Origin of the sequence: Bacillus altitudinis 41KF2b, assembly GCF_000691145.1 — a bacterium.
Taxonomy (GTDB): Bacteria; Bacillota; Bacilli; order Bacillales; family Bacillaceae; genus Bacillus; species Bacillus altitudinis.
Map to the genome: position 1 here is coordinate 1 of NZ_ASJC01000013.1, position 13,488 is coordinate 13,488.

Here is a 13,488-nt window from a genome sequence, read left to right on the forward strand (position 1 = left end):
ATAAAACGACTCAAGCCACGTCCGCCGCAGTAAGAGCGGTCGACATTTACAAGACATCACAGAAGTCTTTTGACGCCCTGAAAACATCTCAAAAAGGCTTATATGGACTCACCGCAACTAACGGCTTCAGCGAAGCGATTACGGGTCGAGATATGTTTGGAAATAAAGTCTCGAAAGAACAGCAGGAAGCGAGTATGAATGCGGCGCTTGGGATGCTTTTGCCGTTTGGGGCAAAAGGGTTTCATGGGAAGATGGGTGTAAAGAGTTCAGGTATACCTAATATTTCAAAAAGGCATGATGAAATTGCTCATAAAAGTTATTATGGTAGAAAAGATTTTAGAATAAAGATAAATAGTGCAGTATATTCTCATCATGATAATAAGCATTTAAAGGCTAGAACTGCCGAAGAAGCGAAACGTTTTAGTGAAACCGGAAGACGAAATGCTCAATACCTACCTGAAATAAATAATAAAGTGATAGAAAAAGAAGCTCTTCAAAGAGGGCATATCATTGATAATGGCAATAATAATTTTTACTTCATTTATGATACTGGTAAAGTTGTTGGTTATGATAATGGAAAATCTACTAGTTGGATTAGAGGAGAACTAACGAGTGGTAATGTGTATCACGGTCATCCAATAGCTGGTGATAGATTAAATAAGTATTTAAACAAATTAGGAATAAAATAACTATAAAATTAACAAAGAGGTCGGATAAAGATGAGAAAGCATGTGAAACTTGATATTCCGGAAGTAAACATTCATCCCTTGAGGATAACTGAAGGTTGGAATGTCCGTTATAATCATTTTTGGGAAATTGACCCTAGAAAGTTAGAAACAGAAGATGAAAGATGGTTTATGTTCACTGAAAGTTTGTTACAGCTTTATCATGAGAAATCATCAATAACATTGGACTTAGGTTGGTATCCCGATTTATCTTCAGATGGCAACTATCTTGTTCTAATAGTTAAAAATACAGATTGGGACAATCCTATTCAGGAGTTTAGCTCTGATGACTATAGCAAAGTGATAGATTTTATAGAATTTCATTTAAAAGAAATTACATCTAACTGGTGGAAATAAAACTGTATGTATTTCTACGAGGTTAATAAGGCTAGTGCTTCTCTGTTTTGCCGTTTCTATGGTGGTGGTCTTATAATGAATAAAAACCAAACAATGCTTAAAAAGAAAAATATGTGGAACCATCATTGGAGCATTAAAAATGTATATAGAACTGGATAAACTTTTATCCGCTGATAAATACTAGTAAGTGAGATACTCTTGTATTTTAGCCTAAACGATTGGGAAGAACTATCAAAACAGGTACTCAATAAACTAATAGAGTGGCAGCGAAAAATTGCGTACTGTCTCGATAATGAGTGCAATGAATATGAGTTTCATATTTTATTGGATTTGCTGAATACTAATGATGCGGAATTATTTGAGATTTGTATTGATACATTAAGAAGTTATCCTATTGAAGAGGGTAAAAAAATAGTACTGAAACATCCTCAGATTACAGAACGTATAAATCAAATGTTGACTACTACTGCGAACCTACCAGCAAAGACAGTTCTTCGAGATTTCATTTCAAAAATACATTCAAATTAGTCCGTTATTGCTGAAATTTAATGATGAAATAAGATCTTGATTGGTTTTATACTGATCAAGATTATTTAATTTACACTGATGAAAAATGTCACATTGTAAAAAGAGTAAGTAGGAATGTATTTATTCGGGATTTTAAACAACATAAGATTCATTATTACGTACATGTAATTATACAAAGTCCCCATTTATATTGATTTCCTAGATTTATATCCGGAAATTTTGAAAAAAAGCATAGTTATCTAGAAATCAGTTCATTCCACCGTGTAGCCTGGTGGAATTTTCAAGGGGGAGATGTCTAGAGAGCAATGTTTATACGCCTTGTGGAGGTGCTCCTATGAATAATAAAGGAAAAACAAAAATCGAAACCTTAAAAAGAAAAAGCAGAAGAAAGCACTTAATAAACGAATTAAGCTATATGACACTTCCAGAACCCCCTTTTTTGGAGGTCGAAGAGAATCAATTTTTTTGTCAGAAGGTATTTACTTTCCTGCAATCGAGAGAACATAAAAGTCAAATACATGGAGACAACTATCTAGAGCATATTGAAAAGTCTACACAAATGTTAAATGAAATGGTCGGGAGGATAAAAGAGACTCCTGAACAAGGGAGATTGCTTTTTTTCCGAGATCATGAAATTGAAGCGCTTTTAGTGAATGTGGATGAAGTGTTTCATCATTTAAATCAACTTCTTGAGCAAACCAAATTTTTAAGTGGATACGGAGATTTCATTTTAATAGCAGAGGATTTTCATTTTGGATTATGCATAGAGCGTACAGAATATTTTTATGAGTTTAGTTTTTGGGGAATGTGAGTTTAGATCAAGCTTCATTTCAAAAAATGACAGGGATTTTTCTCTATAACCATTTCCCTCAAATTTAAGCAATTCACTATCATTACCTTTCACATTCATATAAAATAAGAGCTAGTGAAAATTTGAAGAGATGCTTGATAAATGAAGGGCATGTAAGCTGTGAGCTGCATGAAATGATGAGATGTTTCAAGTACGTGAAGGTTGCAAAGCTGTTTCTCCTCACGCATGAATCTTGTAAGCGTAACCATTATTTGTCACTTCATTGCAATGTGTTGAGGGGTGTGTCAGCATGAGGAATCCGTATTTGAGAACGGCTTCTAGTCTTTATATCAATTATTTTTTATTAGGTATGGTCAATATTATTTTGGCTTCTAATATGCCATTTTTGATCAAACAATTAGATACAAATAGTGCGGGGATAAGTTATATGATCTCTGCACTCGGTATTGGCAGGGTGCTCACGTATGGTCTATCGGGCGTACTGTCAGATCGTTTTGGACGAAAGCCGGTCATTTTGGTTTCGGGGGTGCTGATGGCAGTGTTCCTCATTGGAATCCCATTGTCTCCGAATTATCAAATCGCGTTTGCGTTTGCGATTTTGGCAGGGGTGGCGAATTCGGCGATGGATGCAGGGACGTATCCGGCTTTAATGGAAGCTTTTCCTCAAAACTCGGGATCTGCAAATGTGATGGTGAAGGCGTTTATTTCGATTGGGGCGACCATTCTGCCGCTCGCTATTTTCTTTTTAGCAGAGCATGATCTGTTTTATGGATTTGCGTTTTATTTACCTGCTTTTATTTATTTAGTGAATGTGATCATGCTGTGGACATTGCCATTTCCGAATCATCGCAAGGTGGAGCAAGTTCAGGTGACGGAGCATGATGGACTTCCGCGCTTCTCATCAGAGCCTACGTTTTGGAGAGAAGGGGTCGCACTGATTGTGATCAGTTTTACATCAAATGGTCTGTACGCCTTGCCGCAAATTTGGCTGCCTACGTACGGTGAGGAAATTTTGGGGATGGCTTCTGGCAGTGCTGTGAAGCTGCTTAGTTACTATAGCATGGGCGGTTTGCTGTCTGTCTTATTGCTCGCATTTCTTTTGCGCCGCATTGTTCGTCCGGTCACCGTGCTGCTACTCTATCCGATTATTACATTAGCCTCTATCTGTGTGCTATTGGTCGTGAAGTCTCCAGTCATCGGGACCGTCAATGCATTTGTATTGGGCTTTTCAACAGCTGGTGTCTTTCAGCTGACGTTAACCGTAATGGCTGAGTTCTTCTGGAAAAACAAAGGGACGATGACAGGAATTATCTCAACAGCAGGCGGAGTGTCCGCCATTGTGATTCCGGTCGTCACTGGTTTGATCGAAACCCACTCGACGATTTTACAAATCTTTATATTTGATGCGGGTGTGGCTGTTGTTGCGATCATCGGGGCGATGTATATCCTTTATCGATATCGCCGTGTGATGATACACGAATAAAAAAGACGACTTCCAAAGCGGAGGTCGTCTTTTTTATGTGTTTCGTTTAGAAACGGTCATTTTCAAATAGAATTTGTTTCACTTGTTCAACCGGCATATCCTCGCCAGTAAAGAGTTTGTACGCAAGGGCACCTTGCCATAGCATCATGCCAAGACCGTTAATCGTTTTGGCACCCGCTTCTTGTGCTTGAGCAAGAAGTTTTGTTTTTTGCGGGTTGTAGACGACATCTGTCACGATTAAGTCTTTGCGTAATACATCAAGTGTATCGTCAATAATGCTGAGCTCATCTAATGGTTTCATGCCAAGGCTTGTCCCGTTTGCTAAGATCGCACTTTCAGCTACTTCACGACGGAAAGCGTCTTTGTCTTCAAGTGGGAAGATATTCGCTTTGACACCGAATGATTTCATTTCGTTGTTGATGTAATTTACATTTTCTTCTGCTTGAACAAAGTATTGATCATTACGAGCAAAAATACTAATTTCACGAATACCTGATTGTGCAAGCTGAATGGCGATCGGTGTTGCAGCGCCGCCAGATCCAACAAGTGTAACCTTTTGTCCAGCTAATTCAACGCCATGTTCAATTAAGTTTCTTACGTAACCAAGACCATCTGTGTTGTAGCCAACCAGCTTGCCATCTTTGTTCACAACTGTGTTGCTTGCGCGAGTATATTTTGCAGAATCATCTAGTTCATCTAAGTAATCGAGCACTTTCATTTTGTTCGGCATGGATACGTTAAATCCAGCTGCACCCATTGCTTTCATCCCGTTTACTGCTGCTTCTAGTTCATCATTTCCTACCTCAAAAGCAAGGTAAGCATAGTTGATTCCTGTTAGTGTAGGCCAAGGTTGTGCATCCGTGGTGACAGGCTGTGCCCGATTGGTGTTGCAAGAAGACCGACTAATTTTGTTTTTCCATCAATATTACGTTCATGTATGTTTGTCATGATTGACATCTCCTTTAATTATCTAAACAATTTTTTCATGCGTCGTAAAACAAAGACTGCTAACAATACGCTGATGACCGCAATGATCATATCGAAGAATAAAGTCATTTTAATATCGTACGTGCTAACGAGTCCGCTTGTAATAAGCGGAACAAGGATAAACGCTGAGCTTGCCGCAATGTTGACATATGATGAAGCTGTTGCTTTGTTTGTAGGGAATAATTTCATCATAATACTCATCGCCAACTGGAAAATGCCGGCTGTAAATAATCCTAAGAAAAAGGTACTAACAATGACAATGCCGTATGTTTCGATTTGAAATAGTGAAAGCATGGCAAGGAATGCCCCGATTGGGTAAATAATAGCGACCATAATTGGTGAAATGAATTTATCTAATACGATTGAAAGCAATAGAACAGATACGAGTGCACCAATACTAAAATAAGAAAGAAGCTGCGTCGCTTGTCCTGAGCCAAGCCCAATCAATTTCAACCCGAGCTGTGGAAGCCAAGTTTGCCATACGACAAATAATGCAGTAGACGTGAATCCCATAAGTACAACAGCTAAACCTTCACCAAACATTTTCGGTTCTTCCTTCATTTGCTCTTGAACGGGAAGATCGTTTTGAGAAGCCGTTTGCTTATGATTTGGGAACGGCATAAAGATCAAGTAAATGCCTACAAGTAAATAAAGAAGTCCTAGACCAAAGAATGCCCAGCCCCAGAAGATGTCATGTGCAATAAGGAATGCCAAGATAAATGGAAGAACAGTCGCACCAATTGATACAGACGCCTTCACTAATACAGAAGCTGAACTTGCTTTTTTAGGAAATGACTCTGTCAAAGCAGGATATGTCCCTGAATCAAGCAATGAGTTTGCAATCCCTGCGGAAATGGCAAAAATGAAAGCCAATGTATAATTGGTCGTCGTTGGAATCCCAATTAAGAATAATAAGTAAAGAAAGTTACCTGTAATAATGACAGGTTTTCGCCCCCAGCTGTCTGCCAGCCTACCAGAGAAAAAGAGAGCAATTAATTTACCGATACCGATTGCTGATACAAGCAAGCTGATTTTTGGAATATCTACATGGTAGCGTTCAGATAAGCTTTCCATGTTTGATGCCACAATAATATTGATCATGCCTAGCATGAAATAGTTTAAGTACATGCCAAGTGATGATTTAATGTATGGATTTTTCATGTTCCCACTCCTATATTTGAAACCCTGTTCGGGCCAAATTCTTGTTACCCTTTGTTATTTCCTTAAACGTAAATAATATTAAGTCCATCACAACACCCCTTGTGTGATTGATGAAAAAATAATGAATATTCATCTGTTCTTCAAATAAGTACATCGTTCTACTAAATAATTAAAAATAATAACAGTTATCATAAGTTGATGGACTTCCTCGATTTGATCAGAATCAAAAGATCCATCTTTAACTGTAGTTGATATCATAAATAACGATATGTTCACAAAAGGTATAACGATATACTAAAAGAAGCAACGAGATAAATATACTCCTGCGTTTAAAATGTGTCAAGTTTATGACTTTGCGATTTAAAAAAAGAAAAATGTAATAAAGAAATAGTTGACTTGCTCAATAAAAAAAGGAGAATCGCTTTGCAATTCTCCTTTCAGCGTGTAGACAAACCCTCGCATTCTTTGTCAGTCCTGCGCTCCGGTGCTCACGAATGTCAAATTCGCTCTGCTCCGGTGCTCGTCCTTCCTAGACTGCAAAGGTTTTCTATCACGCTGAAAAGAAGACAAAGGGCTAAAATCAAGTTCATTTTAGCCCTTTGTCAACAATCTGAAAGGGAGAATCGCTTTGCAATTCTCCTTTTCATGATCATGTCGAGGTTTCTCGAATATGAAGTTGAGGCTTTAATATCAATCGCTGCAGTTCTTCATCCTGCTCGTTCATTTTATGATACAAAAGGTTGGCTGCTTTGACTCCAATGGATCGTGGAAATGATGAGACTGTGGTGAGCGGCGGGTGATACATCTCCGCTTCAGGGATGTTATCGAATCCAACTACATCAATGTCTTCACCAGGCTTGATGTCACGCGCTGCCAATTCTTGAATCACCCCAAACGCCACTAAATCACTGAAGCAAAAAATAGCAGTAGGTGGTTCGGGAAGGTCAATCACTTGGGCAAGGGCTTCTTTCCCGCCTTCACGGGTAGGTACCATATCGATAATAAGAGATTCATCCATCGTCAGGTCTTCATCATCATGGGCTCTTTTGAACCCTTTCATCCGTTCAATCCAAGTCGAGGAGGATTTGACTCCGCCTAAGAAAGCGATGCGGCGATGCCCTTTTTGAAGAAGATGACGCACCGCCATCCAAGTACCTTGTTCATAATCAACGCCGACATAATCACAATGGACATCTGCTAATTCACGATTTGCCAATACTTTTGGTGTGCGAATGTTGTTTAATTGTTTCACCGTTCGTGTCGAGCTCTTCGATGCTGGATTTAAGATGATTCCACCCACTCGGTGCTCTACCATTGTGGAGATGAGACGCTCCTGCTTATCTACACTATCAAAGGTTGTCCCAAGTAAAACGGTATAGCCAAGTGATTCAAGTGTGGTTTGCACACCAATTAAAAATTCAGAAATAAAGGTGTTTGAAATATCCGTGACGATCACACCCACAATATTTGAACTTTTCGACCGCATGTTGGCAGCGACGCGATCGTACACGTATCCCAAATCCTCCATGGATTGCAGCACTTTTTTCCGGGTGGCTTCAGAGATCCTAGGGTTGTTGCGAACAACGAGTGAGGCCGTTGAAGTCGATACACCGGCATGCCGAGCGACTTCTTGTAATGTCACACGCTGTTTGTTCATTTTTTTCATTTGTCTTCACCAACTTCATTGGATTGCCTAACTATGGTTCATCATCAAGATGGATGTCTCCACCAAACTAGCCGAACATTCTTTGTTTCATTATACCTTAATCAAGGGGTGTTGATGAAGTGATGTCATATCGGCTTCAGATAAGGAGGAAACAACATCTTAAAAGATTACCATTGACAGCTTTCTTTTAGAGGCGTAAAATATAAAATTATTCAGAAATAGCAACATTTAAAGTAAATATCGAAGGCTATGATTGCTGTGGGTCACACTATGGCAGGAGCAGCTTCTGGAGAGACCGCATGTATGTGCGGCGCCGAAGGGTTCACAATCTCAGGCAAAAGGACAGAAGAGTACGAAATATTGTATTTGTGATGCATGGATCATACTGTGTATTGCTTTTCTCTATTTTGCTATTCTTTTATGACCGTGAGATTGGAGCGCATCCAATCTCTTTTTTTATGGACTTTTTGAGAGTTCATTATTTCAGTATAGGATCGTGTCGTAGGAGGGTGTTGAAATTGGCACAACAAGAGTTAAAGCGAGATTTATCAAACCGTCATGTTCAATTAATTGCCATTGGCGGAACGATTGGAACTGGGCTATTTTTAGGGTCTGGAAAGGCTATTCAATTGGCAGGACCATCGATCATTTTTGCGTACTTAATTGTCGGAATGGCCATCTTTTTTGTCATGAGGGCACTTGGAGAATTGCTCTTATCTAAGGCGGGCTATCAATCTTTAACGGATATAGCAGAGGATTATCTTGGACCATGGGCTTCCTTTGTGACAGGATGGACGTATTGGTTTTGTTGGATTATGACAGCGATGGCGGATGTTATTGCGGTCGGGGTGTATGTGCAGTATTGGTTTGATATACCGCAGTGGATTCCTGCTATTATTTGTTTATTGATTTTACTAGGATTTAATTTATTAACGGTGAAGCTTTTTGGAGAAATGGAATTTTGGTTTGCACTGATTAAAGTGATTACGATATTACTGTTGATTGGCGTTGGAATTGTCCTGTTAATCATTGGTTTTCAAACAGATGCAGGACCCGTGACGGTAACGAATCTGTGGTCACACGGAGGATTATTTCCAAATGGTGTGACAGGCTTCTTATTGTCATTCCAGATGGTGATTTTTGCGTATGTGGGCGTGGAACTTGTCGGTGTGTCAGCAGCAGAAACAGCGAATCCGCAAAAAAATATCCCGTCTGCGATTAATAAAATTCCATTAAGAATTCTCTTTTTCTATGTAGGTGCGATTTTTGTATTACTATGCATCAACCCATGGACAGAACTCAGTGCATCAGAAAGTCCTTTTGTGAAAACCTTTGGACTCATTGGGATACCAGTAGCGGCGGGACTCATCAACTTTGTCGTCCTGACATCTGCGGCGTCTGCTTGTAATAGCGGTATGTTCTCAACGAGCCGAATTTTGTATAATCTCAGTCATCAAAAACAAGGACCGGCATCTTTTGGCCGTCTAAATAAGCATGCTGTTCCAAGTAATGCCCTGTTTGTGTCGACGATTGTGGTGTCAGTAGGGGCTCTTTTAAGCAAGCTGATTCCTGAACAAGCCTTTGGTATTGTGACAACGATCAGTGCCATTTGTTTCATTTGGGTATGGAGTATTATTTTAATATGCCATCTGAAATATAAGAAGACACGTCCTGAACTGCATAAGGCGTCTACCTTTAAAGCGCCATTTACACCTTTTGTGAATATAGCGGTTCTTGTGCTCTTTGCTGCTATTCTTGTCATCATGCTTTTCGCTGATGCAACACGTCCAGCATTGTTATTGACACCCGTATGGTTTGGGTTCTTATTTTTGATTTATGCACGAAAGAAACGCCGTTCAGCATAATGAACGAAAAAAGCACAGCCTTTTTAAATGGCTGTGCTTTTGCTTATTTAACGATTTCTAATCTTCAACATATAGTATGCATTAAGAATGATCAGAACAAGTCCAACGACGATGATGGAGAAGAGCTGAGAGTGATTGGCGCCAAGAGAATAGACAATCAAAATAAACATGGCACCGGTCAATAAAATATTCATCATTTGAAAAGTGTGAAAAAGCCCATCGAGCATCACATGCTTTTCGCCTTCATCAGAAATGGCGAGCAGTTTTTTGCCATAATCTTTATCGGTTGGACTAGGTAGGTGACGATTAGGATAGACGAGCTTTAGGACAGAGGTCGACACATAAGAAAGAATGACGGTGATCAAAAATAAGGCAGCATTTGTGAGAATCAGCCAGAGTGGCTGCTCAGTCACGATGGAAATACCAATTGCAATGATCGATAAAATGGTACTCACCGTATTAGCTAACGTTACATCAGTAAAGGTTCGGTACTGTTTTACCTCTAGTTCATCCTCCTCATCACCGGATACTGAAAGAGAGACTCTTTTCTTCATGCGTGAAATGCCTGAAAAACAATAAATGATGAATAGAACTGTCAAGCCAGTGATGACAAGGGTCGCCTCAAATGCAGCTTGCAGAAGTGTCAGCTCAAATTCGGCTGCCAGCAAACAGTAAGCACCGAGAAAACCAAGGAGAGCACCTAAGAGCATTTTGTATACAGTTTTCATGTGAGTTCATCCTCCTCGAATAGAAAAATATGTTCAATGGGTTCTTGAAAAATACGTGAAAGCCTCATAGCAAGTAAGAGAGATGGCATTAATTCATCTCGTTCCATTAAGCTGATCGTCTGGCGGGAAACCTTTGCCCGTTTCGCAAGCTCCGTCTGGTTTAAACCATCACGTGCCCGCAGCTCTTTTAGCCGATTTTTCATTCTGTCACCTCAACTCTGATCAAAATGTTATCTTGATTGTAAAGTATTATATTCATTTTGATAAGAATATTTGTCAAAATGATAAAAATAATTGTCAGAAAGATCGCCTTTATTCAAAAGAGAATCAATGATACGCTAAAGAAAAGAGAAACAGAAAATAGGTGATGCCCATGTTCATTGATCAATTAAAAAGTGACTTACATCAATCACAGCCGCTATTTATCGGAGAAGAGACAGCGTTCAAAGCGGCAGTCCTTGTCCCTTTGGTGCAAGTAAACGGGGAATGGCATGTTTTATTTGAAGTGCGATCACTGACGATGAGAAAACAGCCTGGCGATATTAGCTTCCCAGGAGGCAAACTCGACGGCGGCGAAACCGCACAAGAAGCTGCACTGCGGGAAACATATGAAGAACTAGGGATTCCGCCCGAATCCGTCAAGGTTTTAGGACAACTCAGCCCTTATATTGCCTCTCCATCCTTTGTGGTATATCCATTTGTCGGAATCATTGATGAACAGCAGGTCAAACATTCCTTTAATCAAGAAGAAGTAGATGAGACCTTTACTGTGCCTCTATCATGGCTCAGCCAATACGAACCGTACTTACACCATGTATCGGTGCAGCCAACACCAGGAGAGGACTTTCCTTATGAAAAAATCATGAATGGTGAAAAATACAGCTGGGGGAGTCGTTCGATTGAAGAGTGGTTTTATGATTACAATCGTTACACCATTTGGGGATTAACTGCCCGCATATTAAAACATTTTGTGATGGTTGCAAAAAGAAATTCCTAGAGAATCAGCTCTAGGAATTTGTTGTATAAAGGCGTTCTTTTGCAGTTTCTTTTCCTTTCCCTTTTCCAATTAGGATGGGCGCTTTCGCTTGGCTCAATCCATATGAAGGCATGTTCACGTAGATAGATTCATATGAGCCGGCTTGAATTTGATACGTTTCATGATAAATTCCGACCGCGTCATTATGTCGTGCTCTTTGGTTAAATCCTTTCCAAGCAGCCAAATGCTTCTCCATCTTGGCATAGGCAAGGAGGTCCTCTGTTGATTTCCAATATTGGATCATGGTGGTGGTGCGTAAACCGAAGTAATTTTCTGTCCCGAGAAAACCAAGTTCATCTTGATGTGTATAAAGTTCTTTGATCATCCCCGGCATCGCCTTAAATACTGGCAGCCATTGATGGACAGCCCAGCGTTTATTGATTCTCATTCCGATAATGAACACAACAATCGGCTCAGAATTGTCTGTTGTATACCTGCCTGCACGTATATTTTTTTTCATTTGTTCAACCTTCTTTCCTCATTGATTCACAGGTCTCCACGCACCAATCAATTCCAGCCTGCGCCACTTTCTTTCCGTAATTTAACGTATACAGCCAATACTTCGCATCAGCTTCATCTGGATACAGCTCTTGAATGTTTTGTTCAATCGCAACATATGTCTCATAACGGATACGGAGCTGCCTCTCATAATCCTGTAAAAGCACCAATTTTTTCTCAAACGAAAGATATTGACCAAAAAATAACTTTAATAACACCTCATTTCGTTCTGATGGTACTTGATCGAGCGGCTGTGCCAGCCATTGCCTCAACGTGTCCAGCCCTTTTTCAGTTAGATGATATTCCCGCTTGTCTGAGCGGCCAGTTGTAGAAGTGGGTGAAACCTTCGCAAGCCCTTCCTCGACTATTAACTTTAAAGCTGGATAAATTTGTCCATAACTAATTTTCCAAAAGTGATGCAAGCTCCTATCAATTAATTGCTTCACTTCATACCCAGACTTACAATCTGTCGTTAAAATCCCCAAAATCGCATATGTCGTATCATTGTATTTTTTCATTGATCAACACACCTATCTAAAAGATATATCATTTAGATATATGATAAACGATGTATAACTGCAGATACAAGAGGTATGAGAAAAAAATAAATGCTAGAAAGGAGGTGAAGAGATCACTGATTGGTTAATCAATGAGATGAATCCTTCATATAGAGTGAACGATTATAGTTTGGAGGGGACATATGAGTAAATCGAAAATCTGGATCATGACTATTCTGGCGGTCCTACTGATTGGTGGAGGCGGCTGGATAGCCTATCAAGCAATCGCACAAAAGAGTGGTTTGAATCATCCCTACGCCTTTGCATATAAGACTCATGATCGTGTGAACTGGTTCAAGGTAACGGAGAGAAACGGAAAAGTAACAGGCCAGCTGAACGAAACCATTTTAGAGGAAAATCCGCAAAGGCATTATGATCCCAATCTATTTATCAACAAATATCAATTAACCGGAAAATCAATTGAAAACGGTTACGAATTTTATGTGAAGCAAGGGAAAGAAACGGTCACATATGAAGTTCACCTTGCCGAAAAAGATCTTTCTGTGAAAAAACAAGGTGAAAAGCACAGCATCACATACAAAGCAGTTGATCAAAAAAACCTACGTGCTGTTCAACAGGACATTCATACTCTATATGAGAAACTGATGGATGACACGGAAAATAGATTTCATGATTATGTACGAAACTTCATTAAGAAAGTAACAGGCGCTTATGGTTATCTGTATACAGCAGAGGATGGTTCATACCAACTATTTTTAAAAGTAAAACGAATGTATATGCAGTCTGAATGGGCAGGTTCTTTTCTAATGAGAAAGGTCCCAGGAGATGGTGGTGAACCTTATAAAGAAACGAAACATACAGCAGGTGGAGTTTCAGATGGGATAATGTTTGATTTGAGTACTTATCCTGCAATTGAAAAGGGTTTTATTTTAGGGGAAACTGACCGAGACGCAACATACATTAAATTTCCTTTTAAAATGGCAGGCGGGATCATAGAATTTAAAGCGGTCACGAAAGAGGAATATCAAGAACAAACGGAAGCATTCAAAAAGAAGGCGAAAGAATGGCAAAAATAGATCGTGTTGGAACAGATGATTGTTGTGAATGGCATTTCAGGACGATCAG

Annotated in this window: 12 protein-coding genes, 2 pseudogenes and 1 riboswitch; of the genes and pseudogenes, 7 read left to right on the forward strand and 7 right to left on the reverse strand. The window is 39.6% G+C overall.

Features of this window, described 5'->3' with window-relative positions:
• The 4 genes and pseudogenes from BA79_RS19465 to BA79_RS16360 form a co-directional block, all read left to right on the forward strand.
• Positions 1–689: pseudogene (locus BA79_RS19465) on the forward strand (hypothetical protein); the annotation flags it as partial.
• Between the two features lie 30 nt (positions 690–719).
• Positions 720–1,082, forward strand: a complete 363-nt coding sequence (locus BA79_RS16345) for a hypothetical protein (RefSeq protein WP_035390066.1) — start codon at positions 720–722, stop codon at positions 1,080–1,082.
• An 862-nt stretch (positions 1,083–1,944) separates the two neighbouring features.
• On the forward strand, positions 1,945–2,421 hold the full coding sequence (locus BA79_RS16355) for a YxiF family protein (protein ID WP_035703929.1): 477 nt from the start codon (positions 1,945–1,947) through the stop codon (positions 2,419–2,421).
• Between the two features lie 289 nt (positions 2,422–2,710).
• A complete protein-coding gene (locus BA79_RS16360; protein WP_035703933.1) occupies positions 2,711–3,904 on the forward strand; it encodes an MFS transporter in 1,194 nt (397 codons plus the stop codon).
• Positions 3,905–3,950: 46 nt separating this feature from the next.
• On the opposite strand, the pseudogene BA79_RS16365 reads toward BA79_RS16360, so the two are convergent.
• From BA79_RS16365 to BA79_RS16375, 3 genes and pseudogenes are all read right to left on the reverse strand, one after another.
• Positions 3,951–4,852, reverse strand: a pseudogene (locus tag BA79_RS16365) (quinate/shikimate dehydrogenase).
• A gap of 18 nt (positions 4,853–4,870) precedes the next feature.
• Positions 4,871–6,052: an MFS transporter gene (locus BA79_RS16370; RefSeq protein ID WP_007497314.1), complete on the reverse strand. Its 1,182-nt coding sequence runs from the start codon at positions 6,050–6,052 to the stop codon at positions 4,871–4,873.
• Between the two features lie 649 nt (positions 6,053–6,701).
• Positions 6,702–7,718, reverse strand: a complete 1,017-nt coding sequence (locus BA79_RS16375; RefSeq protein WP_007497313.1) for a LacI family DNA-binding transcriptional regulator — start codon at positions 7,716–7,718, stop codon at positions 6,702–6,704.
• A gap of 276 nt (positions 7,719–7,994) precedes the next feature.
• A riboswitch (glycine riboswitch) is annotated at positions 7,995–8,074 on the forward strand.
• A 162-nt stretch (positions 8,075–8,236) separates the two neighbouring features.
• Here BA79_RS16375 and BA79_RS16380 point away from each other — a divergent pair.
• Positions 8,237–9,583, forward strand: a complete 1,347-nt coding sequence (locus BA79_RS16380; RefSeq protein WP_008347408.1) for an amino acid permease — start codon at positions 8,237–8,239, stop codon at positions 9,581–9,583.
• A 47-nt stretch (positions 9,584–9,630) separates the two neighbouring features.
• Here BA79_RS16380 and BA79_RS16385 read toward each other — a convergent pair whose 3' ends face one another.
• Both BA79_RS16385 and BA79_RS16390 read right to left on the reverse strand, forming a co-directional pair.
• A complete protein-coding gene (locus tag BA79_RS16385) occupies positions 9,631–10,311 on the reverse strand; it encodes a DUF3169 family protein (protein ID WP_025208286.1) in 681 nt (226 codons plus the stop codon).
• Positions 10,308–10,514: a helix-turn-helix transcriptional regulator gene (locus BA79_RS16390; RefSeq protein WP_008347396.1), complete on the reverse strand. Its 207-nt coding sequence runs from the start codon at positions 10,512–10,514 to the stop codon at positions 10,308–10,310. Before BA79_RS16390 ends, BA79_RS16385 begins: the two co-directional genes overlap by 4 nt.
• A 170-nt stretch (positions 10,515–10,684) precedes the next feature.
• On the opposite strand from BA79_RS16390, the gene BA79_RS16395 reads away from it, so the two are divergent.
• Positions 10,685–11,308, forward strand: a complete 624-nt coding sequence (locus tag BA79_RS16395; RefSeq protein WP_035703939.1) for an NUDIX hydrolase — start codon at positions 10,685–10,687, stop codon at positions 11,306–11,308.
• Between the two features lie 10 nt (positions 11,309–11,318).
• Here the strand turns inward: BA79_RS16395 and BA79_RS16400 are convergent, their stop codons facing one another.
• Both BA79_RS16400 and BA79_RS16405 read right to left on the reverse strand, forming a co-directional pair.
• Complete coding sequence (locus BA79_RS16400) at positions 11,319–11,807, reverse strand: DUF4188 domain-containing protein (RefSeq protein ID WP_035703941.1); 489 nt, start codon at positions 11,805–11,807, stop codon at positions 11,319–11,321.
• 4 nt (positions 11,808–11,811) lie between these two features.
• Entirely contained in the window at positions 11,812–12,363 is a 552-nt protein-coding gene (locus BA79_RS16405) for a PadR family transcriptional regulator (RefSeq protein ID WP_035703942.1), read from the reverse strand.
• 182 nt (positions 12,364–12,545) lie between these two features.
• Between BA79_RS16405 and BA79_RS16410 the strand changes: the two genes are divergently transcribed.
• Positions 12,546–13,439 carry a hypothetical protein gene (locus tag BA79_RS16410; RefSeq protein ID WP_035703945.1) on the forward strand — a complete coding sequence of 298 codons (894 nt, stop codon included), beginning with the start codon at positions 12,546–12,548 and terminating at the stop codon, positions 13,437–13,439.
• Positions 13,440–13,488: the final 49 nt, after the last annotated feature.